Raw genomic sequence first — 23,662 nt, 5'->3', positions numbered from 1 at the left:
TCCCTTCAGTGTACCGTCGGAGTGCGGGCGGTGGGACAGAGATTACGCACCTTTGCCGTGGCGGCAATATGGCGGGCTGTCCCAGCCCTTGCATCGGCGCTCACGTCGCCGTGTTCGAGGCTCTGGCAGAGGCGCTCCGGCGGCGTTGCGGCGATTGCCGCATTTGCTCTGGTGTGGTTGATAGACGCGCCGCATCAAGATTGTAAGGACTGCGTGAAATGCCCATCGTGAACCGCTTCCACGACTTTGCCGAAGAGATTGCCGGTTGGCGTCGTGACTTTCACGAAAACCCCGAACTTTTGTACGACGTGCACCGCACAGCGGCGCAAGTGGCGGAAAAGCTGCGCGAATTCGGCGTGGACTCCGTCGAGACGGGCGTCGGGCAGACGGGTGTTGTCGCGGTCATCAAGGGGCAGGGCGACAGCGACAGCGTGATCGGTCTGCGCGCCGACATGGATGCGCTCCCCATCATCGAGAAGACCGGCAAGCCCTGGTCGTCCAAGGTGCCCGGCAAGATGCACGCCTGCGGCCACGACGGGCACACCGCCATGCTCCTCGGCGCGGCGAAATATCTCAGCGAAACGCGCAACTTCGACGGCACGGTGGTGGTGATCTTCCAGCCGGCCGAAGAAGGCGGCGCCGGCGCGCAGGCGATGATCGACGACGGTCTCATCTCGCGCTACGGCATCCAGCGCGTTTTCGGCATGCACAATTTCCCCGGCCACCCGGTCGGCACCTTCGCGATCCGTCCCGGCCCGCTGATGGCCGCAGCCGACCGGCTGACCATCACCATCGAGGGCAAGGGCGGCCACGCGGCGCGGCCCCATCTGGCGCACGACCCCATTGTTGCGGGCGCTGCGATCATCACCGCCATCCAGTCCATCGTGTCGCGCAATGCCGATCCGCTGGGCTCCGCCGTGATTTCGGTGACCATGTTCAACGCCGGCACAACCGACAACGTGATTCCGCAGACCGCCGAGCTGCGCGGCACGGTGCGCACGCTCAATCCAGAGATTCGCGATCTGGTCGAACAGCGTCTGCACGAAGTGGTCGATCAGGTGGGCTCTGCCTACGGCGTGACGGCCAAGCTCCTTTACCGCCGGGACTATCCGGTGACGCAGAACGACGAGGCCGAGGCCGAGTTTGCCGGTGACATTGCCGCCAAGGTGGTGGGCGAGCGCAACGTCGACCGCAACGTGGTGCCGACCATGGGCGGGGAGGACTTCTCGTTCATGCTGAACACGGTGCCGGGCGCGTTCATCTTCGCCGGCGTGGGCGAGCATGTCGCCAACCTCCACAACGAGATGTACGACTTCAACGATGAGCTGATCCCCGTCGGCTGCTCCTACTGGGCAACCCTCGTCGAGACGGCGTTGCCGCGGAGCGCATGATGCAGCGCGTCAAATTCCGCCAGATGGCCGAGGGCGACCGGGAAGACTACATCTTCCTGGAAGCCCATGAGCGGTCTTCGGCTGCGGCTGTGGGCGACCGGCTGCTGGACGCGCTGTCGGAGCTCGATACCTCCCAGTCCGCCTATCAGGTGACGCGGTACGAGCACTCCGTGCAGTCGGCGACGCGGGCATGGCTGGACGGCGCGGACCTTGACTGGGTCGTCGCCGCGCTGCTGCATGATGTGGGCGACCTTTATGCGCCCTACAACCATGACGAATATGCCGCCGCCATCCTGCGCCCTTACCTGCGCGAGCAGTGCACGTGGGTGGTGGCGCACCACGGCCTGTTCCAGCGCTACTACTACGCGCACCATTTCGGCGGCGACCGCGACGTGCGGCGCCGGCACAAGGACAACCCGTATTTCGAAGATGCGGTGCAGTTCTGCGAGCGGTGGGACCAGGCGTCGTTCGACCCCAACTATCACAGCCTGCCGCTGGACCATTTCCGCCCGATGGTGGCCGAGATCTTCGCGCGCGAGCCCTACCAGCCGCAGGTGATTGCCTCCGGCGTGCGCAAGCCGCTGGCCGATCCCCTGACCGCAGAGGCGCGCGCAGCGGAAGGCGCCCCGGTCTGAACCGGACGCGCCGACCGCGGCCGCAACCGCGCGCAATCAGGTGATGGCGTCGATTTCCTCGGGCGTGAGGCCGCCGGGAACGATGGTGATCGGCACGGGGTAGGTGCCGGCCTGTCCGCTGGCGATGGCGCTGACCAGCGGGCCCGGCCCTTCGGCGCCGGCGGCTGCGGCAAGCACCAGCACGGCGATGGAATGATCGTCGCCGATGACTTCGCGGATGCCGTCGGTCCGGTTGCCGAACACGATGCGGCGCTCGGGCTCTTCGGCGCCATGCTTGGAAAGCTTGGCGAACGAGCGATCGAGCATCTCGTTGGCCTCTTCCTCGGCCTCCTCGCGCATCAGATTCTCGACATTCAGCCAGTGCTGAAATTCGGTGGGCGGGGCGACGACCAGAGCCAGCACGGTGGCCCCGGTCCGCTTGGCACGCCGGGCGGCATACAAGAGCGCATGCTCACATTCCGGCGTATCGTCGATCACGACGAGAAACTTGCGCTTCCCGCGCGCGGAATTGGTATCTTCGCTAGTTATTGCTCGGGATCCTATAGTCGATTTCAAACAGGCTCGGGTCGACCGGCACGCCTGTCTTGACGTTGTAGATGGAAACGCTGGTCTCCTGACCCTTGCTGTCGACGACGTTCCACTGTTTCAGCTCATTGGTCGCCGCGTCAAACATCATCGTGATGGAGCCGTCGCCGAAGGCGGTGCTCTCTTCGACGGTGACCGACACTATGTCCGGCTGAACGTCCACCCGGGTCACCTTGGCGTCGGACGTGAGGTCGATGGAGGTGTCGAGCAAGAAGCGCAGCGGGGTGCGGCCCAGCGGCCAGATGTCCTGCTTGTAGCGCTTGCGGTCCTTGACGGCGACGGACTTGCCGTCGGCGATGATGTCGAGGTTGGACGGCTTGTCGTAAAAGAAGCGGATCCGGCCCGGACGCTGGATGGCGAAGCGGCCCGAGGTGATCGACCCATCCGGGCCGAATTGCGAGAACTCGCCCCGCATCGTCTTGATGCCGTTGAAGTACCGGTTGATCTCGGCGAGCGTTTCTCCGGTGGCGGCAAAGGCCGCCCCGGCGGAGAGCGTCGTGAGGGCAATTGATGCCAAGGCGGCTATCGCGAACTTTCGCATGTAATGCAGTCCCATATGGTTTGGCCGGTGGGCCGGCTTCAATCCCTTCGCCTGAATGTGCGTCATCGCCCCAAAGGTCTCAAGGTGCGCTGCCAAATGGCTCACCGCCGGGCACAGGCTGCGGCAGGGAACAAAGCCCCCAACAGGTGTAAACGCCGCGCCGGGCCTGTGTGTTCCGGCGATCCGCGGGGACAGCTGCGATGCGCCAAACAAAAACGCCGCCGCTTGGGACCAAGCGGCGGCGCAAGAATTCGCGAGCGGTGGGGGAGGGGTCAGGCCACCTCGCCCTCCGCGGGGACCAGAATATCGCGCTTGCCAGCGTTGTTGGCGGGGCTGACCACGCCTTCATTTTCCATCCGCTCGATCAGGGTTGCCGCGCGGTTGTAGCCAATCGAGAGGCGGCGCTGGACGTAGGAGGTGGAGGCCTTCCGGTCGCGCAGGACAAGAGCGACCGCGCGGTCGTAAAGGTCATCGGATTCGGAGAGCGCATCGAGGCCGCTGGAGCCGCTGTTTTCCCCCTCGTCGTCGTCGTCCTCCAGCACCTCGTTCATGTACTCCGGCTGACCCTGGAGCTTGAGGTGGCCGACGATGTCTTCCACCTCCTCGTCCGCCACGAACGGGCCGTGGACGCGCTGGATGCGCCCGCCGCCGGCCATGAACAGCATGTCGCCCATGCCGAGCAGCTGTTCGGCGCCCATTTCGCCGAGGATCGTGCGGCTGTCGATCTTGGACGTGACCTGGAAGGACACGCGGGTGGGGAAGTTGGCCTTGATGGTGCCGGTGATGACATCCACCGAAGGCCGCTGCGTTGCCATGATGATGTGGATGCCGGCGGCACGGGCCATCTGCGCCAGACGCTGGATCGCGCCTTCGATTTCCTTGCCGGCGACCAGCATCAGGTCCGCCATCTCGTCGACGATGACGACGATGTACGGCATCTGCTCCATCGACAGGACTTCTTCCTCGAAGATCGCCTCGCCGGTGCGCTTGTCGAACCCGGTCTGGACGATGCGCGACAGCGGGGCGCCTTCCTTGCCGGCCTCTTTCAGGCGGGCGTTGAAGCCGTCGATGTTTCTGACGCCGAGCTTGGCCATCTTGCGGTAGCGGTCTTCCATCTCGCGCACGGCCCACTTCAGCGCCGCGACGGCCTTCTTGGGGTCGGTCACCACCTCGGTCAGAAGGTGGGGGATGCCCTCGTAGATGGAAAGCTCCAGCATCTTCGGGTCGATGAGGATGAGGCGGCAGGTCTCCGGCTTGTGGAAGTAGAGCAGCGACAGGATCATCGTGTTGACCGAAACCGACTTGCCCGAGCCGGTGGTGCCTGCGACCAGAAGGTGCGGCATGCGGGCAAGGTCGGCAATGACGGCTTCGCCGCCGATGGTCTTGCCAAGGCACATGGGGAGCTTGGCCTTGGTCTTCTCGAAGTCGCGGCTGGCGAGAAGCTCGCGCAGGAACACCGTCACGCGCTTGCGGTTGGGAAGCTCGATGCCGATGGCGTTCTTGCCGGGGATCACCGCAACGCGGGCGGAGATCGCGCTCATGGAGCGGGCAATATCGTCGGCAAGGCCGATGACGCGGGACGATTTGATGCCCGGCGCCGGCTCCAGTTCGTAAAGGGTGACGACCGGGCCGGGGCGGACCTGGATGATCGAGCCGCGAACGCCGAAATCTTCCAGCACGCCTTCCAGGACGCGGGCGTTGGCTTCCAGCGCATCCTCGGTGAGCTCGGTGTCGGTGTTGTCGCTGGGCGGGGCGGCCAGCAGCGCCAGCGGCGGGAACTCGTATTCGCCGTTGGGCAGGAGGCTCGGCTGGGCTTCGCGCACCACGCGGCGGCCGGGCGCCATGGCACCGGCAGCCGGGGTAACGCGGCCGGAGGGGCCATCGTCCTCGGAAACGGGGAAGCGCTTGGGCACCTGCTGCTGCGCGCGCTGGGGCACGGGGGCCGGGGCACGGGCCGGGCGATGGGGTGCAACGGGGACGTTCTGGCGCGGCGTGTCGTGACGGGCGACTTCGGCGGCGAAGGGATCGTCGTCATAATCGTCATAGTCGTCGAAATCGGCTGTGCCGGCTGCCGTGGTCTCGGGGGTTTCGTCTTCGTATGCGGCGTCGTCGTAGATCTCGGCCTCGGGCACCGGGGTGTCTGTTTCTGCCTCGTCCTGCACGTCGTCGTAGGCTTCGATCTCGTTGCCGGCCTCGTCGGTTTCGAGAGCGCGCACGCGGGCGGCCGGGCCGCGAAGCGGGGCCGTGAACTGGCGGCTGCCGCGATCGGCTTCGGCAAAGGGGGCGGCGGCTGCAACGCGGCGGCGCTGCGGCGCAGGCGGTTCCGGCGCCGCTTCGTACTGGTCCGGCGCTTCTGCCGCGTACGCCGGCGCAAGCTGCGGTTCCACCTTTTGCGGGCGCGGACGGGCAACGCGCTGGCGCACCGGCTGCGGGGCAGGCTCTACGAAAGCGCCGTCGGCCTCGTCATAATACTCGCCGAAGGGCTCGGCGGCCTCGAACAGGTCTTCCTCGCCGGCAGTCGTGCGGGTCCGGTAGACGGCCGCGCCTTCGCCCTCGTCGTCGTAGGTGGCGGTCAGTGCGGTGCGCAGGCGGGGCGCCTCGGCGTGCTGGGCGCGGGGCTTCCTGCGCATCTTGGCGCGCACGGTGAGCGTGGCGTGGGCCAAAGCACCGCGGAAGGCACTGAGGCGGGGCGTGTCGGCCTCGAAGGCGTCGGTGTCGTCGAGGCCATATTCGTCTTCGGCCGGTTGATGGCGGCGGATCTGGAAGCCCGGCGACGTTGTCCGCGGCGCGGCCCGCACCGGCTGCACGGCCCGCAGCAGCGCAAACAGCGCGGCCAGCCCCAGGACGCCGCCGAACAGCCCGTGCACCGTGCCCGACGTGATGCCGAACCAGTTGACCAGGATTGCGCCCCACATTTCACCGATCACGCCGCCAAGCCCCATGGGCAGCGGCCAGGAGGAGGTGACCGGAAAGGCATTGAAGAAGCCGGGTGCGAGGAGCACGGCTGCAAGGCCGGGCAGAAGCCGGCTTGCGCGCAGGCCCAGCGGACGGCCGTTCAGAAGGCGCAGGCCCCACAGCGGCAACGGTGCCAGGAGAAGCGGCGCCGCGAGCCCCAGCATCTGCATGATGGGATCGGCGAGCGACGCGCCGGGTATGCCCATCAGGTTGTCGACAGGCGCGGATGTGGCGTGGGTGAGGCTCGGGTCGCTCACGGTCCACGTTGCCAGGGCCAGCCCCAGAAAGGCTGTCAGCGCGAGGAGCAGCCCCCCTGCAATGGCCGCGATGGCTCGCCGTGCAAACAGCACGGAAGGGTCATCGAAGAAATGTTCCAAGGTCCTTAGACGCAACACACTCACAGCACACGAGCTCCTGATCGACACGCCGGAGCCGTGCGCGAGCCATCAATGCGGAAGTCGCGTTTGACGACGGAGCCGGCTCAAGCCTCTGACACCCCCGGCACGCGGCCCTCGTCTGGGACGAGCGAGCGCGCCGAAGCAATGCGGGACAGCGCCTCGCGGGTCACAGACGCGTCCGCGACGAGCGCAAGACGCACGAAGCCCCGTCCCGGGTTTTTTCGCCCGGATGGCGTTAAGGCGAGGTAACTACCGGGCACGACACGCACCCCGGATTCACGCCAGAGCGCGCGTGTGACATCAATGTCGTCCCCATCGACGGGCACCCAGAGGAAGAAACCGCCCGGCGGGACTGGCAGACCCAGGGTTTCCGGCACCAGCGCATATTTCTCGTCGTAGAGTCGGCGATTTTCCACCACATGCGCTTCGTCGGCATAGGTTGCAGCTGCCACGGCCTGAAGTGGCGCCGGCACCTGCGGGCTGACAAGGTTGCGGTAGTCCTTGAAGGCCGCAATCACATCGCGCGAGCCGGCCACAAAGCCGACGCGCAGCCCCGCAAGGTTGGAGCGTTTGGACAGGGAGTTGAAGACGATCAGCCGGTCAAGCGCGCCGGGGCGGGTGCGGGCGGCCTCCAGCGCGCCGACGGGCGGGCCGACATTCTCGCGGTAGATTTCCGAATAGCACTCGTCGGCAAAGACGAAGAAGTCGTGCCGTTCGGCCACGTCGAACAGCGCGTGCCATTCTTCCATGGTCGCGCTGGCGCCCTGCGGGTTGGAGGGGGAGGCGAAATAGTAGCCCACCGTGCGGTCGAGCACCTCCGGCGCAACGGCATCGAAGTTGGGCAGAACGCTGTTGCCGGACGCTGCCATCGGAATGGCTTCGGCCCGGATGGCGTGCGCGGCGGCCGGGTAGGTCTGGTATGCCGGGTTGGCGAACAGGATGACCGGATTGGCCTTGTCCTTCAGGTCGCGGGCAAGGCCGGCTGCGAAGTAGAGGCCCTCGCGGCTGCCGGACACGGGCAGAATATCGCCGTGCTCGACGAGAAAGCCTTCGAGGTTGAAGCGCTGGTCGATCCATTTGTGCACCGCGTTGCGGAAGGCGGCGGTGCCGGAAATGGTCGGGTAGCCCATGAAGTCGCCGGCATGTTCGGCAAGCACATCGGCGACGAAGGCCGGTGGGGCGTGGCGCGGGCTCCCTACGGTGAGATCCACGGGATCGGCACCGGGGTCGATGCCCTCCAGCAGCGCGCGAAGGCGCTCGAACGGTGATTTTTTCTCGAACATGACCCGCGTACTTTTTCGGCTGCGACGCACTTTTTGAAGCGCAAGGTGGCGGCGGCCGCTTTTGACCGCCGGTCTGATTACGACCTTCGTGCCCGTTCTGCCAACAATTTCACGCGGTGCCGCCGCGGGGCGCCATCATGGTGTCTGCATCCGCGCGGCTGCCATCCGACAGGCCGTGCGCCACAACGGCGTTGCGGCCGTTCCCCTTGGCTTCGTAGAGCGCAAGGTCTGCAAGGCGGACGAAATCGGCAAGGGTTTGCGAAATTTCCGGCACACCGCTGAAGCAACCGGCGCTGAGCGTGATGGAGATCGTCTCGCCAACCCGCCCCGAAGGCGTGGACGCGATGGCCTCGCGCATGGTCTCCAGCCGCATCCTGAAATCGCTGGCCGAGCCGCCCATCTCGAAAATCACGAACTCCTCGCCGCCATAGCGGGCCACATGGTCGCCGCCGCGGGAGAAGTACCGCGTGATGGTCACGGCAATCTGCTGCAGGCACAGGTCGCCGAACGGATGGCCGAACTTGTCGTTGATCGCCTTGAAATGGTCAACGTCGAGCATGGCGATGGAAAAGAGCCAGCCGTTGCGCCGGGCAAGCATGAAGGCCTCGTTGGCGCGCTCGTCGAAATGCATCCGGTTGAAGACGCCGGTGAGCCCATCACGAATGCTGACTTCCTGGAGCTTTCGGTTTGCTTCGTTCAGCGCCGAATTGAGCCGATAAAGCTGTCTGTTCCAGAACACGAACAGGGCAACCACAAACGTGGCGGCAACGCCGAGCTGGATCATTCGCGTGTAATTCACCGACTGCTCGATGCGCACCAGCATCTGCCGGTTGAGAATCCCGCTCACCTCGTTGTCGTCGAGGTTGGCAAGCAGCTTGTTGATGACTGCGCCCAGCATCGGCTCGTCGGCGCGGGTGGCCATGGCGGCCCGCCAGTCCTCGGCGATCCGGCCGGCGATCTTCACGTCGCTGGCTTCCATTTCGGAGATGAGAAAGCCGAAGCTGCCGAGCGTCCCCAGCATTGCGTCGAGCGTGCCGTCGCGAACGCGGTGGATCCCCTCCGCCTCGTCCTCGATGGGAATGAGCGTCACGTTCGGGTAGCGGCGCTGGAGCAACTCGGTGGGGCTGCGCTCCGGCACGTAGCCGACGCGCCGCCCGTCGAACGCATGGAGGCTTTCGACAAACGGGGTTTGCAGCGGTGTCGCGACCGCCATGGGCAGCACCATGTAGGGGTCGGTCGTATCCCAGTCGACGTTGTCCGTGCCGCGGTCGGACGTGAAGGGGAGAATGTCGCACTCGGCGCTCTCGTCCGGCACGTAGTTTTCGCCAAACAGCCGCACCGGCTGCACCTGCCACGAGAAACCGCCGGTTTCCGCAAGACGCGCCATGATGTCGGCCGAAACGCCAATGAAGGCGCCGTCCTCGTCCACTGCACTATAGGGCGGAACCAGCGGGTCGAAGCAGACCTTTATGACGCTCTTGTTGCGCAGATACTCGCGTTCGGCCGTAGTCAGGTTGGCACGGGGGGCAACGATGCCGGCAATGGCCGGGCCGAGCCAGCGCCGCTCCAGTTCGTTCCAGCTGCTGAGCGGCATTGCGTTCATCGCCCGGTCGAGAATGCTCTTGACGAAGGGGTATTTCGGCGAGACGCCGAAGCGCAGATTTTCGCGTTCGACGCCTTCCATCAGGAACTCGCCGCCAATCTCGATGTTGATGAGGCCCATCCGGCGGATGATCGCGTTGCCGTTGCTGAGCGCCATGATGGCAGCGTCGATCTCGCCCGCCGACAGGGCGGCGAGGATCTGTTCCTGCGTGTTGAAAGACACCACATCGCCGAGCCGCGCGGTCAGCGCGTCGGCATAATAAATGTCCTTGCCGATGCCGACGAGCTTGCCCGCGAGAGACTGGATGCCCCGGTATGGACCGAACCCCGAACGGACGAACACGGCATTCGGAATGCGGTGATATTCCTGCGAGAACAGCGTGTACTCTTCTCTCTCCTCCGTGAAGGAGATGTTGGAGATGATGTCGATCTCGCCATTCTGAAATGCGGTGAGAAGGTTCGACCAGTTGTCGAACACGGGCTTCATCGTCAGGCCGGTGCGTGCCGAAAGCTCGTGCGCCAGCTGGACTGCAAGCCCTTGCCCGCGGCCGTCCTCCAGAAAGCTGAACGGCTCGTAGTCGCTGATGAAGCCGATGGAGAGGAGGGGTGCATTTGCGATGAACCCCTGCTCCTCGGGCAGCAGCCGCAGTGGCTGCACCACGGCTGCGCGTCCGTCGCGGTAGCTCAGCCAGCGCTCGGTGATGGCGGCCAGCTCCTCGGTGGGAATTGCGCTCAGCGCCTTTTGCAGGATCGAATGCAGGAGCGCGGGATCGCCGGATGGCGTCCTGATGGTGGCGAAGCGGAAGTCCTCCAGCGAGATGCTGGCCACCGGGAGCGAGCCTGCAACGTCGATGTTGGTGAAGCCGTTCTCGCGGGCGAAGAAATTGCCGGTGAGCTTGGGCGCAAGGGCGGTGTCGATCCAGCCGAACGCCAGTGCCGCCATCAGCTCGCGATACGTGTCGTAGGGGATGGGCTCGATCCCGGCCTCGGTCAGGACGTCTGCATAGTAGATGTCCTTGATGATGCCGATGCGTTTGGTTGCAAGCGCGCCAAGATCGTCCAGCTGATCCAGCGGATTGTCGATGTTGTGAAAGAGAACCGTCCGGCGCAGGTGGTAAGCGTCCGTGAAGTCGATGAAGGACGAGCGCTCCGGGGTCTTCGATATGTCGGCGATGATATCGAGGTCGCCGCTGCGAAAACGTCCGTAAACCTCCGGCCATGCACCGAGGCGAATGTCGATCTCGAGGCCGGAGCGGGCCTCGATCCGGCGGATGACGTCGATGGTCCAGCCCATGATCTGGCCGTTGCGGAAGAAGGAATAAGGCTCGTTGTCCGCGACCACGCCGATGGTGAGAGAGGGATTGGCCGCCATCCAGGCCTCCTCCGTCTCCGTGAAGTCTGGAAGGCCAGCGCGGGCCTGGTTGACGGATGCCGGGCTCAGGGCGGCTCCAACAAGCAACGCGCAGCATAGGAAAAATAACCGCGCGATCATGCGAGGGCTGAAATCTGTGCTCCGGTTCAACGCGTCGGCCTTCCTGTCCCGCGGCGGGCGATCATGCTCTGCCACCGTGTCCCTTGTTAGAGCAGCTTGCCATCTGAGTCGCTAACGAGCCGGCAATCTTTCCTCTCCGGCTAATAAATGGGCATCGGGTGATCCGATCCGCCAAATTTCGTCCGATAAAATCAGGTCGAACGAGTCAAGTTATTCGATGCCTTGTTCGCCACTCGGACTCTCTCAGTCCGGCGATGCCGAGACAAGCCATCCAGGCTCAAAAGCCAAGCAAATTCATTTGTATGCGATTTTACCAGCGCGGCCGGAACGTCGCCACCCGCTGATCAAACGGGCGCTGGTGGCGCCTTTTTTAAACGATCTTTGAAATTATGTGCAATGAAATTTAATGCAAAGATAAATAGCCAAAATCAAATGTGTCGACTTTGTGGCCTCATTGTGGCGCATCTCTTCGATTACAAAATTCTGAATTAATCCAAATAAAACAGACAGATCCGGCTCAGTTTTTTTCGAAATATGCATATGCAGATAATTTGTATAAAAGCGAAGTTTCGATGCTCAAATGCAGCAAGATATTTCTGGAAAAATGCTTGAAATGAACTTTTTCCTCGTCTAACGGTGCAGTGTAATTCCGTAGAAGTAGTGGAAGAGAAGCAAAAATATCGATACTGAGCCAATAGGCTGCACAGAATCTCATAACGATAAGAATATCATCACTCTGCACAAAAGCAGTGGGTGAAGTCGTGTGCCTGCGTGCCTGTATCGTAATTTTCGCTCTCCCGAAGCTACCGATTAGAAATCAAGCGAGGGGGCGACATGGCCGTAATCTTCGGTTCCAATGGCGACGACAATCTCAACGGCACACCTGAAGGCGATCTTGTTCTGGCCAACCAGGGTTCGGACACGATCACCACCGGCGCGGGTAACGACACCATCATGGTGACGGCCGGGCAGGGGTCCGGAAGCGGTTCCGCCGATACGATCGACGGCGGCGAAGGCGCTGACAGTCTCATCCTCAGCGGCGCAATCGCGGATTTTGATGTCATCTTCGACGGCGACACGGTGCAGGTGCTGGGCAAGCCGGGCACCGATGCCGAGGGCTTCAACGAGACACTGACCTCCATCGAGACGATCGCCTTCGACGATGGCGCCATGCGCATCGTGGACGCCGACGGCGGCGAAGGCGCCTTCACGACCATCCAGTCGGCCGTGGACGCGTCAGAAGCGGGTGACATTGTGGTGGTGAAGGCCGGCACATATGCCGAGACCGTCACCGTCGAGACCTCGCTCACGCTGATCGGCGATCCGGCCGGCACGATCATCGATTCGCCCGGTAACGGCTACGGCATCGGTCTGTCAGGCGACATCGACGATGCGTCCGGCGGCACCGGCTCGGTCACCATTGACGGCTTCGAGTTCACCGGCAACAGCACCGGCGTGAAGTCGTTCAGCGGCCTGAACCTCGACACCCTGATCGTCACCAACTCGAACTTCCACGACAACACCACGGCCGGCCTCGCCGTGAACCAGGACCGTGTCGCCAACATCACGATCTCGGAATCCGAGTTCGAGGACAACGGCGTCGGCAACCGCAACAGCGGCTCGATTGTCCTGTTCGAATATACCGGCAACGTCACGATCGAGAACACGACCATCAACTCGACGAGCGAAGCGGCGGATGGCCCCGGCTACGCGCTTCAGATCGCGGGCTTCGAGCAGTCGACCTACGACGTGACGTCGCCGATCGGCAACGTCACCATGACGAACGTCGACATCACCGGCGAATACGTGAAGCCGGCAATGCTGATCCAGGGTTACACGGACCTTTCAGGCTTCAGCGCCACGGACGTCACGCTGACCGGCGAAACCAGCTACCAGAACGGCGATTTCGCTGCGATGCTCTTCGTCGACCCGGTGGGGTCTTCCGGCACCGATACTGCCGGGGCGACCGGCTACCCCGGAAACCTGCTGCAGACCGGTTCTTCCAGCACCTTCGACCTGTCCGGCATCACGGTGAACGGCACCGGCTCGGCCTCGATCAATGTCGTCGTCCGCGGCCTCGACGGTGACGATGTGATCACCGGCACCGACGCCAACGACGCACTCAACATGCCGGCTGAAGGGAACACGGACTTCGGCGGCAATGACACGGTCAGCGGCGGCGGTGGCAACGATGTGCTTGTCGGCGGGATCGGCGACGACTCCCTCGACGGCGGCACGGGCTACGATATCGTCTACACCTACGGCAACCGCGACGACTACACGATCACCGACAACGGCGACGGCACCTACGTCGTCACCGACAACGACAGCGTTGACGGCGGCGACGAAGGCACCGATCAGCTCTCGAACGTCGAAGCGATCGGCTTCAGTGGTGACGAAGTCATCGTCGAGCTCGGCAAGATCATCACGCTGCGCGATGGTGACGGCAACTTCCTCGGCAGCTTCGACAACCTCGAGGCGGCCGTCGCCGCGGCAGCCTCTGGTGACAGCCTCGTTCTTGGCGAAGGCGAAATTGCGCTGGAAGACCCGGACAACGCCGACGGGCAGGTGATGATCGACAAGGATCTCACCATCACCGGGGCGGGTGCGGAACTCTCCACGCTGCTCGCGCAGGCGAACACTGGCGGTGGGTCCAGCGGCACGCCGGGTGCGGCCGCGATCCTCGTCGCCGAGGGCGCCAATGTCGACTTCTCCGATCTCGGCATCGACGGCAACGGCAACAAGGTCCACACCGGCCTGATGTTCAAGGGCTCCGGTTCGGTCGACAGCGCCGACTTCAGCAATATCGAGTACGGCAAATACGTGGGCATTGCGGTCGGCATCTACGGCGCCGCATCGGACGTCGACATCACCAACTCCAATTTCTCCGACATTGCCCGCATCGGCGCCCACTACAAGGGCGAAGGCGTCACCGGCGACTTCACCGGCAACACCTACACCGGCAAGGGCGCCGGCGATCACATCGACTACGCCGTGGAAGCCGGCGCAGGCGCGCAAATCGTCATTGAAGGCAACACCATCAGCGACAACATCGGCGTTGCAGCCTCCGATGGCTCCAACTCCGCGGGCGTCCTTGTCACCACCTACTTCGGCGACGGCACCAGCGCGACGATCACCGACAACACCTTCGACAACAACACTCTGGGCGTCGGGGTCGGTTATGACGAGAACGACACCAGCGAGGTGAGCTTCACCGGCACCAACACCTTCACCGGCGGCGAAGATGCCGTGGCGGTTACGGGTAACGCGGTCGTCAACAACATCGACACCATCTCCGGTGACGGCTCGACGGTGTCCTGGAACGGCGGCGCCGGCGTCAACGTCGTCGAAGGCGCGGGTCTTGACGACGACCTGGGCGGCGGTGCCGGCAGCGACTCCATTACCGGCAACGGCGGTGACGACACCATCGATGGCGGCGAAGGGATCGATACGGCTGTCTTCTCCGGCGACATGGCTGACTACAGCATCGATCTCGAGACCGGCGAGGTGACCGACAACAACAGCAGCGACGGTGACGACGGCACCGACACCACCACCGGTATCGAGCGCTTCCAGTTTGCCGATGCCTCGACCCTGGTGGTCGGTTCGGATGGCTATCCGACGATCCAGTCGGCTGTGGACGCCGCTTCGGCAGGTGACACCATTGTTGTCCTGGCAGGCAACTACGGCGGCACGGTGAGCATCGACAAGCAGCTCACCATCCTCGGCGCCGACGCGGGCATCGCTTTCAATGGCTCTCGGGGGACCGGATCCACGCTCACCGGCGGGTTCCACTTCCAGTCCGGTTCCGCCGGAACGGTGATCGACGGTTTCAATCTCGTTGCAGGCGCGGCGATCCTCGGATCTCTCACCACGGCCTATGTCCAGGCCGACGACGTGACGATCCTGAACTCCGTTTTCGATCGCGGCCAGGAGGCATCGTTCGACAGCTCGCGTGGCATCGAGACGGCGATTGGTTCGGGCAGCGGCCTGACGGTCCAGGGCAGCAGCTTTGTCCAGTTCCACACCGGCGTCTATGTCAATCCGGGTGCGGAAGGGGTCACGGTCACGGGCAACGGGTTCGCCGTCAACAAGGTCGGCCTCTCGAACGACGATCCTGACGACTTCACCCTGTCTGACAACCTCTTCAACTCCAACGAGTTCGAGCAGGTCGGGATTGGCGTTGCTGACGAGACGGAGGATCTCAGCGCGCAGATCGCCGAGACCAACAGCTTCGCCAATACGGGTTCCACGCCGATCGTCAGCATCTATCCGCTGTCCGGCGAGACGCAGACGATCACCGGTACCGCGTTCGCCGACACCTTCAACGGCGACCAGACGTCCACCGACGCTGACCAGCAGTTCAATGGTCTGGGTGGTGACGACATCATCAACGCAGGCGGTGGCAACGACACGCTGATCGGCGGCACCGGTGCCGACGCCATGACCGGTGGGACCGGCGACGACTTCTACGAGGTCGACAACGCCGGCGACACCGTGTTCGAGTTCGACGGTGAAGGCACTGATACCGTCGATGTCTCGCTCGCAAGCTACACCCTCGGCGCCAACGTCGAGAATGGCATCATCACGTACGATGAAACCTACTCGCTCAGCGGCAACAACCTCGCCAACGACCTCGTCGGCGGTGACAATGGTGGTACGCTGAAAGGCTTCGGCGGGATGGATACGATGACCGGCGGCGACGGCGAGGATACGCTGGACGGTGGCGGTGGTGTCGACTGGCTTGACGGTGCCGAGGGCGATGACCGCTACCTCATCAACGATCAGCGCGATAACATCGAAGACACCGGGACGTCGACGGGTGACGCTATCGTCACCAGGACGACCAACGTCGACCTCCGGGACTACATCGGCGTAGAGAAGATCGTCATGCAAAAAGGTGAGGATCTTTCTCTGAGCGGCGACGACGGCGACAACGTTCTTCGCGGCAACAATGGTGATAATCTGATCATCGGGCGTGACGGCCGAGATGTCATGACCGGTGGCAACGGCGATGATGTCTTCGATTTCAACAACGTTTCGGAAAGCTCACTTTCCGAGACAGATTTGATCCGTGATTTTGAAGTCGCAACGGTCGAGGGCATCGGTGACGTGATCGACCTTTTCGGGATCGATGCGAAGTCCACTGCGCTGTTCAACAACGCATTCACCTTCATCGGAACCGACGCGTTCTCCATGAAAGAGGGTGAACTGCGCTACACCAACGACGGCGGCTCGACCTATATCGAAGGTGACGTGAACGGTAACGGTGAGGCTGATCTCTACATCCGCCTGCTTGGCGAATTGACGCTCTCGGACGCCGACTTCGTCCTCTGACACCAGACCCGTCACGGCGGGGGCACAGCCCCTGCCTCGACAACGCAACACAACAAACGCCGCGCGAGTTGTTCGCGCGGCGTTTTTCGTTTCAGTTCGGGGAGGCGGCGGCGCTGTGTGCCACCGGCCTGCCGGGGCCTATTGGGCCATATGCCCCTCGTGGCTGCCGTGGTTTTCCGCCGGCGCCTGAGCCCCCATCGGGGCGACCTGCATCATCAGTGAAACCGTGCTGGCATTCTCGAACTCCAGCGTCAGCGGCACCATCTCGCCATTCTGCGGTGCTTCGGACAGCCCCATCAGCATCAGGTGATAGCCGCCCGGAGCCAGCTTCACCGTCGCGCCCGGGGCGATCTGGAGACCGCCTGCGACCTCCTTCATGGTCATCATCCCGTCCTTCATCGCCATTTCGTGCACTTCGAAGCGTTTGGCGAAGGGGGCGCTGCCGCCGATCAGCGTGTCGGCCTCATTGCCCATGTTGGTGATGGTGACATAACCGCCGGCAACGTTGGCGCCGGGGGGCGGCTGGCGCATCCACGGCGTTGCAAGCGTCAGGTTTCCTGCGGTGACCGGGCCGTGGGCGTGGTCCTCTGCCGGCGTTTGCGGGTTGGCATGTGCGCTGTGGGCGTGGCCGGTTTCGGTCTTTGCAGCAGCGACGATCAGTGCGGGAGCCGGGTGTTCAAGCGCATGTGCGTCGGTGCCGGGGGCTGCGATCTCGGTCCAGGCCGCTTCTCCGTCCGGGCAGGTCTGCACCACCTTGAAGGGGAGGCTGGTGCCCGGTTCAAGATCGGTGACCCGGCCGCGGAAGACGAACTCGTCATAATAGCCGCTTGGCAACGCGCCACCGCTCCAGCGCAGCGTGGTGACGCCCGAGGCACGTTCGCTGCCCCACAGCATGTAGGTCTTCGCGTAATCGCTGGTGCCGGTTTCGAGGGTCCAGCCGGCCTTGGGCATCGGCTTCACGTCGATGAAGCCTTCCGGCATGGTGACGGTGACGGCGTTGGTCGGCTGCTCGCCGCAGCCATGCGGCACGCGCATCACGGCCTTGTAGGTGCTGTCGGCGGGGGCTTCGGCCACCTCAAGGGTGACGTGGGCCAAGGCGGGCGCAGTGCTGAGAAGGGCAAGCGCAGCCGTCCCGGCGAGGGCGCGGGTGATGATCGTCATTTGATATGCTTCCTGAATTGAATGGGCAAAAGACCGGCAGCCGCGCGAGGGCGGGCCGGTCTCGTCATGCTGTCATTCAGATTGCAGGCGGTGCCCTGATCTGCCGTGCGCCGGGCTGGCGGGCGGGGAGGAGGCGGGTTGCCAGCGGCAGCGGGGCTGCCTGCGGACTGCCTGTGCAAAGAGCAGGGAGCGCAACCGGACCGGGCGAAAGCGCGACGGCTGCCGAAAAACAGCAGCTCTGGAAGGCATGGTGATGCGAACCGTCCGCGCCGCCCGTATCCTGGCCGGTCGCTGCGCCGTGGCAGAAGGCGTTCGCCTCCGCGCTGCCGGCAAAGCTGGCGACCGGAATGAGAAGGTTCGCGATGAGGAGCGCAGTGCACAGGGAAACGAACGGCCGGCGCAGGCTCCGCAGCGCCCGTGCAACCGTCATCGTCCTGCTCTGGCTGATAAACCGCTCTCGCATCACGGACGTTCTATAAGCCCGAACCGCGCGCGCCGTCCATATGCGCGGTGGAGGGCCGGTGGCTAGCCGCAAGTTTGTTGCAGCGCCGGGTTGCAGGATCGCCCGGGTATCTTGCCGTAGAGGTCAGCCGGCCCCGCAACCATCAATCCGGTCAGTGATTTCGGCAGGACGAGCGCTGGAACGATGCGGCGTTCAGCGCGTCCGTTCCGGTCATGAAGCCGCTTTGCATCGGCTTGAGGTTCGGTTGGGTTTCGCGGGATTGTCCTGCCTGTTGCTGAGCGCCCATTGATAGCCGTCGATATTTATCGCGGCAGCCTTCGTTCGCGTTCAGATTTGAGGAATGCCGCCGTCGGAGCCGGTAATTGAGGCGATACAAAGGACCCGGTTTGCCGGTCCGCATTGCCTCGGATGCATCGATATTCGGACGAAAACCGGCCTGAGAGGCGCAATGAAGCCAATGGCCGGGCGTAGTGAGATCGATTAAATTGGAGATGCCGGCCTCACTCAAAACCTATATATAAGGTTGTATGAGCCATCCTTCGTTTTGTGAGGTGGCTTCGGGAGAAGGAGCGGGGGCGCGTTCACGTTTGCCGCTGCAGACGACACCTTACGGAGAAAACAAATGCCTTCGATAAAGAGTGGGATAGCGGAACTGAGTTCGTCCTCGCACAACCTCGGCGCGCTAAAGGTGCTATAGAAGCAAACTTCGATTTCTGTGCGCTGCATGAGAATTTTCGCTGCATCTGAGAGATTGGAATAGCCCGTTGCAGAACGAAGCAGACACAGTTGTCGACCTGCTGGTTGTCGGTGCGGGGTGGGCTGGCCTTTACGCCGCAAAATATGCGCGGTCAGCCGGCCTCAGCGTGACGATTTTGGAAGCTCGTGACGACCTTGGCGGTGTCTGGAACTATAGCGACGATCCTGAAACCATCACCGTCATGAAGACCACGGTGTCGTCCTCGTCCCGGCACGTCACCGAAGCGTCCGATCTGGCCATGGATGACGCGGCCGGCAACTTCTTCCGCCATGAGGATGCACTGCTCTACCTCAGGCGTTACGCCGACAGATTTGGCCTCACACCGTTGATCGTGACCGGCGCACGCGTGGCAGGCACCTTCAAGGCGGGCGGCGTCTGGCAGGTGCGCACCGTCGATGGGCGCCTGTTCAGAGCCGAACGCCTTGCCGTTTGCACCGGCGTTCATCAAGCGCGCCGGCCGATCACGGGCCCCGCCAGCACCTTCGCCGGCACCTGCCTCCACGCTGGCGACGTCAAGGACGTGGCCGCGCTGGCGCTGACGGACGGCGATCATGTGGTGGTTTATGGTGGCGGGGAAACGGCGGCCGACATTGTTCAGGATGTTGCGACCACAACAGAGGCGCAGATCACTTGGGCCATTCGCGGGGGGCAGCATTTTTTCCGCAAGGCGCCGCTGCGACGCGGCCGTCCGCCCGGTCACTATGATCGCGACGACATGGCGCTGGATGAATATTCCTCCGCGCTGATCGGGCTGGTCTCGCCGCCCGAAGCCGGCAAAAAGGGCATGCGCCACCGCTGCAATGTGGCAACGTCCGGCAGCCCGTTCGCCTACCAGGGGCACGGCATTGCCGAATGGTGCAACGATCTCCCCTGGTTCCGGCAGTTCTTCAACAAGAACGCGCACGCGCTGGAGCATGTGTGGAACGGCCGCGTCACGCCCGCCCGCGCCATCGAGGACTGTGACGGGACAACGCCTGTGTTTGAGGGCGGGGCGCGGGCGCGGGCCACGCACCTCATCTGCTGCTTCGGTTACGAGGGCGATGTCTCGTTTCTGCCGGACGAGGTGCGCGCCGTGCCGACCGACCGGCTCCATCGCCTCGTCTTTCACCCGGACGATCCGTCACTTTCGTTCTTCGGGTTTGCGCGGCCGACGATCCTGTCGCTCCCCTACATGATCGAGCTGCAGTGCCTTTATGCGGCCAGGGTGTGGTCCGGCGAACTTGGCTTGCCGGGCCGGCAGGCCCTGCGCCAAGAGGCGGACGCAGATGCGGCCGCGCTGGGTGAATATTTCGGCTACGAGCGGTCGAACAGGAACATCGTCTGTCCGTTCTGGTACACGCAGCGCATGTTGCGCATTATCGGCGAGGAAAAGAGCGAGGCGCGGGTTCTTTTCAAGCGCTTTCACCCGCTGCGCAACTGGGGTGATTTCTCGCGGATCATTCGCATGCCGCTTTCGCCGCTTCTGTTGCGTCTCTTGCTTGCGGGCAGCGGGCCGGACGAACGGGCGCGGATTGGGCAGTATCTTTCGCCCATGCCCTTCGGGTTCCGCCGCCAGCCCCGGGTATCACTCCTGCGGTATGTTCTGGCGTTCACGGTGGCGATCGGCTTGCCGCGGGTCATCGGGCTGGATGCCATCTTCGACCGGATCGCAAAGCGGCGCATGGCACGGCATGGACGGGCGATTGCGTTGAGGCGATCTCCTGCGCGGGCCACGGCGCCTGCTGTTCCCTCGGCCGGTTACCAGACATTTCGGACAGACGTCGGACGGCCATCTGGCGCTCCCTCCGTTGCGGCGCCAGCCCGAAGCGGAGCACAAAGGCAAGGTCTCTGATCCAACGCACTCGCCACCACAAGGCCATATGGCACATCCGAGCCCGACACCGCCAAGCGGCGACACCGCCGACCTTGCCCTGCAACTGCAGGCTCACGGCGCCTTCGCGCATCTGTCGCCGGAGGCTTTGGCCTCCATCGCCGCCGTGGCAAGGCCGATCACGTTCCAGGCCGGCGAGACGATCGTGCGCGAAGGGGACACTTCGCGCGATCTGTTCCTGATCGCCACGGGCGTGGCTGTCGCAGTGCGCGCCGACACGGCAGGGGGCGAGGTCGTCCTCAACAGGGTCGAGGCGGGCGACTGTATCGGCGAACTCACCTTTCTGGGCGGTGGCGCGCGCTCCGCTTCGGTGCGGGCGCAAACGTCATGCACGGCAATCATGGTCCCGGTGTACGCGCTGGAGGCGTTGCCCGATCACCTCACGGTGCTACGCGAACTCACAGGCGCGCTTGCCAGCGTGGTGGTGCGCCGGACCCGCTCCCTCAGCGACACCATGCTGGCGACGCTGCAGGAGCAGCTCGCCATCAAGGCGCTACAGAACCAGTTCGGCTATTTCCTGGTTCTCACGATCTCGCTGTTCGTCGTCTCGTCGACACTTCTTTATCTGGTGGCCGAAGACTATGTGAGCGACGTCTACGACCCGGGCTTCACCTGGCAGACCGTCGCTTTTCTGGCGGTGCCCTGCCTCACCATGATCTGGCTGATGAAGATCCCGGCGCGCGACCTCGGTCTGCACCGGGGCGGGCTATGGCGCTCGCTCGGCCAGTCGGCCCTCATCTGTGCCGCGCTCACGGTGCCGGTTGCCATCTATGTGGCGGTGTTTGGTGGCCTGGCGCCGGCCGATGGCAGCGGTGCGGACATCAGCGCGCTGTTTTTGCTGCAATATTTCATTCACTGCATCATCCAGGAGATCGGCGCACGGGGCCTCCTGCAGAACCTCTTCCAGAAATTTCTGTCGGACCGTGCCGGTCACAAGTCCGTGGCGCTGAGCAGTGTGATCTTCGCCTCGCTGCACATGACATTCGGCATCGATGCGGTGCTGGTCACGCTCGTTGCCAGCTTCGGGTTCGGTTACATGTACCTCTGGCAGAAAAACCTTGCGGGTGTGATCCTGCTTCACTTCTGGCGGCCGCAGCGGTCGCCTTTTGACCAGCCGGGGCCGTCATGGCCGGCGCCCGCGCGTCCTGATCGTCAACGCCTACGTCGACCCGTGGCGCTCCGCGACGCCGACGAAACTCTTCATCCCCCGCGCGATGGCGCCTTATTTTCTGGCCGGGCTGTTCGATGCTGGCCGGGTCGATGTGAAGGTTCACGACGAAGTCCACCACGGGGCGCTTCTGTCGCCAAAGGCCTATTCGTGGGCGGACGTGGTGATCTTCACCGGACTGACGGCAGCGTTCGACCGGGCGCGTCAGCTTGCCGCCTACTGCCGCAACGCCCGGCCCGATGTGGTGACGGTGATCGGCGGCCCCATTGCGCGGGCGCTGCCCAGGCTGTGCCGAAGCGTGTTCGATCATGTGTGCCTGGGCGATGTGGAGGAAATCGGCGGCACGCTGCATGATATTCTCGGCAGTGGTGTTCTCATCGATACCCCGGTGCCCCGCTACGACCTTGCGGCGGGCACGCGTGTGGTTGGCCATGTGGAGACGACGACCAACTGCAATTTTGCCTGCAGCTTCTGTTCCCTGACCGGCGAGGCGAGACCCTACCGCACCCGCGATGCGGCCGACATCACGCGCCAGATCGAGGCGATGGGCCGGGTGCGCATCCTGACGCTGCTCGACAACAATTTTTACGGCAACAACCGCGCAAGCTTTGAGGCCCGCACCGAGCTCCTCGGCGAACACTGGCGGCGCGGCGCGTTCCGGGGCTGGATTGCACTTGTGACGGGCGATTTCTTCAAGCGCGAGGAAAACATCGCGTTCGTCGCCAGGCACGGCTGCATCGGGTTGTTTTCAGGCGTGGAATCGCTGGATCCGGAGATTCTGAAAAGCTTCAACAAACGCCAGAGCCTGTTGTCGGATCCGGCGAGCCTATCGCGAGCGTGCGCACGCCACGGCATTGTCTTCGACTACGGCCTTATCTTCGATTTCGCCCAGCAGACGATGGCCGACGTGTCCGGGCAGATGGATCACCTGCTCGCCGATCCGGAGATCCCGCTGCCGGGGTTGTTATCCCTCACCATTCCGATCCTCGGCACGCCCTACTTCGATGCGGCCGCCAAGGAGGGCCGGATGATGCCAGGGCTGCGGCTGGCCGATCTGGACGGTCAGAAGCTCGTGGAATGGCCGAGGGAGCCTCTGGAGAGCGTCGTCCCCTTTGTGGCCGATCTTCTGAAGTTGAGGGGTCGCAAGCGGGCGTTGGTGCAGCAGGCGCTGGCCCATGCGCTCCGCCGCCGACGCGACTACAGCCTCGATCAGACGCTGTTCAACGCCATCCGGCCGCTCACGCGCTACGCCGGGATCGCACGCGTCGGCACCCCGCGTCAGATGTTGCACGGCTTCAGGGAAAAGCCGCTGACCTATTGCGCGATGACCGATCCGCTGCCCGCCAGCTACCGCCCGCATGTGCCGATGGCAGCGCGGTTCGAGGCCGACTTTCAGCCGCTCCTGGTGACGGATGACACCGGAGCGTTGACCGAAGCAATCACCGACCGGCTTCATCCGGCACCGGGATAATGGCGGCGACCTGCCGAGCGTTGATGAAGCCAACGTGGCCTCACTTTCACGACGAGCCTTGAGGCGATTATCAGTAAAGTCTGAAAATGCTCCTTGAATTGCGCCGAAAAAGTGGAGAGTTCCCCTGAGGTGAAAGGCAAACTCGATGACGAAGCAGCAACGATTTACGAAGAAATTCGAGGACGAGGCGTTGCGAGTGGTCTCGATCAGCGGGCGCACAAAGCGGGACGTGGCCGCTGACCTGAGCATCGGGGTCTCGACGCTGGCGTGCTGGATCGGCCGCCGTTGTGACAGGCTGCGGGGGCTGTCTGGGCAGGCGTCGGAGGCAGGCATGGCTACCGGGTTGAAGCGTCTCCGGCGGCAGGGCGAGATCTTTCGGCAGGAGCGGAATATCCTGAAGCGCGCCACTTGGCTTCAGCGCAGTCGTGCGTCTGAAGCAAGAATACGATCTCGGCTGCTTTGGCGCCGCTGGTTTCCCGAAAAACCTTGTCGCCGACCGTGACCGCAAGCTGCTACGCGAGTCTTTGGCAGGATTTCGGCGGGGATGGGCTGG

At 63.7% G+C, this 23,662-nt stretch carries 14 protein-coding genes; 6 read left to right on the top strand and 8 right to left on the bottom strand.

The window, feature by feature from the left end:
• Window positions 1-218 precede the first annotated feature (218 nt).
• Both RDV64_RS02255 and RDV64_RS02250 read left to right on the top strand, forming a co-directional pair.
• Complete coding sequence (locus RDV64_RS02255) at window positions 219-1,391, top strand: M20 aminoacylase family protein (protein ID WP_309197662.1); 1,173 nt, start codon at window positions 219-221, stop codon at window positions 1,389-1,391.
• A complete protein-coding gene (locus RDV64_RS02250) occupies window positions 1,391-2,026 on the top strand; it encodes an HD domain-containing protein (protein ID WP_309197661.1) in 636 nt (211 codons plus the stop codon). The genes RDV64_RS02255 and RDV64_RS02250 overlap by 1 nt, the downstream gene beginning before the upstream one ends.
• Before the next feature lie 36 nt (window positions 2,027-2,062).
• On the opposite strand, the gene RDV64_RS02245 is transcribed toward RDV64_RS02250, so the two are convergent.
• From RDV64_RS02245 to RDV64_RS02225, 5 genes are all read right to left on the bottom strand, one after another.
• Window positions 2,063-2,581 (bottom strand): universal stress protein, encoded by a 519-nt coding sequence (locus tag RDV64_RS02245; protein WP_309197660.1) that lies wholly within the window; start codon window positions 2,579-2,581, stop codon window positions 2,063-2,065.
• Entirely contained in the window at window positions 2,547-3,128 is a 582-nt protein-coding gene (locus RDV64_RS02240; protein WP_309197659.1) for an outer-membrane lipoprotein carrier protein LolA, read from the bottom strand. Before RDV64_RS02240 ends, RDV64_RS02245 begins: the two co-directional genes overlap by 35 nt.
• 296 nt (window positions 3,129-3,424) lie before the next feature.
• Window positions 3,425-6,484 carry a DNA translocase FtsK 4TM domain-containing protein gene (locus tag RDV64_RS02235; protein WP_309197658.1) on the bottom strand — a complete coding sequence of 1,020 codons (3,060 nt, stop codon included), beginning with the start codon at window positions 6,482-6,484 and terminating at the stop codon, window positions 3,425-3,427.
• 104 nt (window positions 6,485-6,588) lie between these two features.
• Window positions 6,589-7,788 (bottom strand): aminotransferase class I/II-fold pyridoxal phosphate-dependent enzyme, encoded by a 1,200-nt coding sequence (locus tag RDV64_RS02230; protein ID WP_309197657.1) that lies wholly within the window; start codon window positions 7,786-7,788, stop codon window positions 6,589-6,591.
• A gap of 109 nt (window positions 7,789-7,897) precedes the next feature.
• Window positions 7,898-10,762 (bottom strand): transporter substrate-binding domain-containing protein, encoded by a 2,865-nt coding sequence (locus RDV64_RS02225; RefSeq protein ID WP_309197656.1) that lies wholly within the window; start codon window positions 10,760-10,762, stop codon window positions 7,898-7,900.
• A 954-nt stretch (window positions 10,763-11,716) separates the two neighbouring features.
• Here RDV64_RS02225 and RDV64_RS02220 point away from each other — a divergent pair.
• Window positions 11,717-16,219, top strand: a complete 4,503-nt coding sequence (locus tag RDV64_RS02220; protein WP_309197655.1) for a hypothetical protein — start codon at window positions 11,717-11,719, stop codon at window positions 16,217-16,219.
• A 138-nt stretch (window positions 16,220-16,357) separates the two neighbouring features.
• On the opposite strand, the gene RDV64_RS02215 is transcribed toward RDV64_RS02220, so the two are convergent.
• From RDV64_RS02215 to RDV64_RS02205, 3 genes are all read right to left on the bottom strand, one after another.
• Window positions 16,358-17,380, bottom strand: coding sequence for a DUF1775 domain-containing protein (locus tag RDV64_RS02215; protein WP_309197654.1), 1,023 nt, complete (start codon window positions 17,378-17,380; stop codon window positions 16,358-16,360).
• A 76-nt stretch (window positions 17,381-17,456) separates the two neighbouring features.
• Window positions 17,457-17,810, bottom strand: a complete 354-nt coding sequence (locus RDV64_RS02210; protein ID WP_309197653.1) for a DUF2946 family protein — start codon at window positions 17,808-17,810, stop codon at window positions 17,457-17,459.
• 184 nt (window positions 17,811-17,994) lie between these two features.
• Window positions 17,995-18,351 (bottom strand): hypothetical protein, encoded by a 357-nt coding sequence (locus RDV64_RS02205; RefSeq protein WP_309197652.1) that lies wholly within the window; start codon window positions 18,349-18,351, stop codon window positions 17,995-17,997.
• 256 nt (window positions 18,352-18,607) lie between these two features.
• On the opposite strand from RDV64_RS02205, the gene RDV64_RS02200 reads away from it, so the two are divergent.
• From RDV64_RS02200 to RDV64_RS02190, 3 genes are read left to right on the top strand one after another with little or no spacing between them, the layout of a single operon-like run.
• Window positions 18,608-20,431, top strand: coding sequence for an NAD(P)-binding domain-containing protein (locus tag RDV64_RS02200; RefSeq protein WP_309197651.1), 1,824 nt, complete (start codon window positions 18,608-18,610; stop codon window positions 20,429-20,431).
• Window positions 20,388-21,992 (top strand): cyclic nucleotide-binding domain-containing protein, encoded by a 1,605-nt coding sequence (locus RDV64_RS02195; RefSeq protein WP_309197650.1) that lies wholly within the window; start codon window positions 20,388-20,390, stop codon window positions 21,990-21,992. The genes RDV64_RS02200 and RDV64_RS02195 overlap by 44 nt, the downstream gene beginning before the upstream one ends.
• Entirely contained in the window at window positions 21,937-23,109 is a 1,173-nt protein-coding gene (locus tag RDV64_RS02190) for a radical SAM protein (protein ID WP_309197649.1), read from the top strand. The genes RDV64_RS02195 and RDV64_RS02190 overlap by 56 nt, the downstream gene beginning before the upstream one ends.
• The last annotated feature ends 553 nt before the right edge of the window (window positions 23,110-23,662 follow it).

Origin of the sequence: Acuticoccus sp. MNP-M23, assembly GCF_031195445.1 — a bacterium.
Lineage (GTDB): Bacteria > Pseudomonadota > Alphaproteobacteria > Rhizobiales > Amorphaceae > Acuticoccus.
Note: the sequence above shows the minus strand (reverse complement) of the source record. Positions and strands in the feature narration are given on the sequence as shown.

What these genes read in the sequence shown, in the direction of transcription:
- RDV64_RS02210 (WP_309197653.1), bottom strand. Translation starts at nt 17,810, where the DNA reads ATGACGGTTGCACGGGCGCTGCGGAGCCTGCGCCGGCCGTTCGTTTCC.
- RDV64_RS02225 (WP_309197656.1), bottom strand. Translation starts at nt 10,762, where the DNA reads ATGGCGGCCAATCCCTCTCTCACCATCGGCGTGGTCGCGGACAACGAG.
- RDV64_RS02255 (WP_309197662.1), top strand. Translation starts at nt 219, where the DNA reads ATGCCCATCGTGAACCGCTTCCACGACTTTGCCGAAGAGATTGCCGGT.
- RDV64_RS02220 (WP_309197655.1), top strand. Translation starts at nt 11,717, where the DNA reads ATGGCCGTAATCTTCGGTTCCAATGGCGACGACAATCTCAACGGCACA.
- RDV64_RS02250 (WP_309197661.1), top strand. Translation starts at nt 1,391, where the DNA reads ATGCAGCGCGTCAAATTCCGCCAGATGGCCGAGGGCGACCGGGAAGAC.
- RDV64_RS02230 (WP_309197657.1), bottom strand. Translation starts at nt 7,788, where the DNA reads ATGTTCGAGAAAAAATCACCGTTCGAGCGCCTTCGCGCGCTGCTGGAG.
- RDV64_RS02215 (WP_309197654.1), bottom strand. Translation starts at nt 17,380, where the DNA reads ATGACGATCATCACCCGCGCCCTCGCCGGGACGGCTGCGCTTGCCCTT.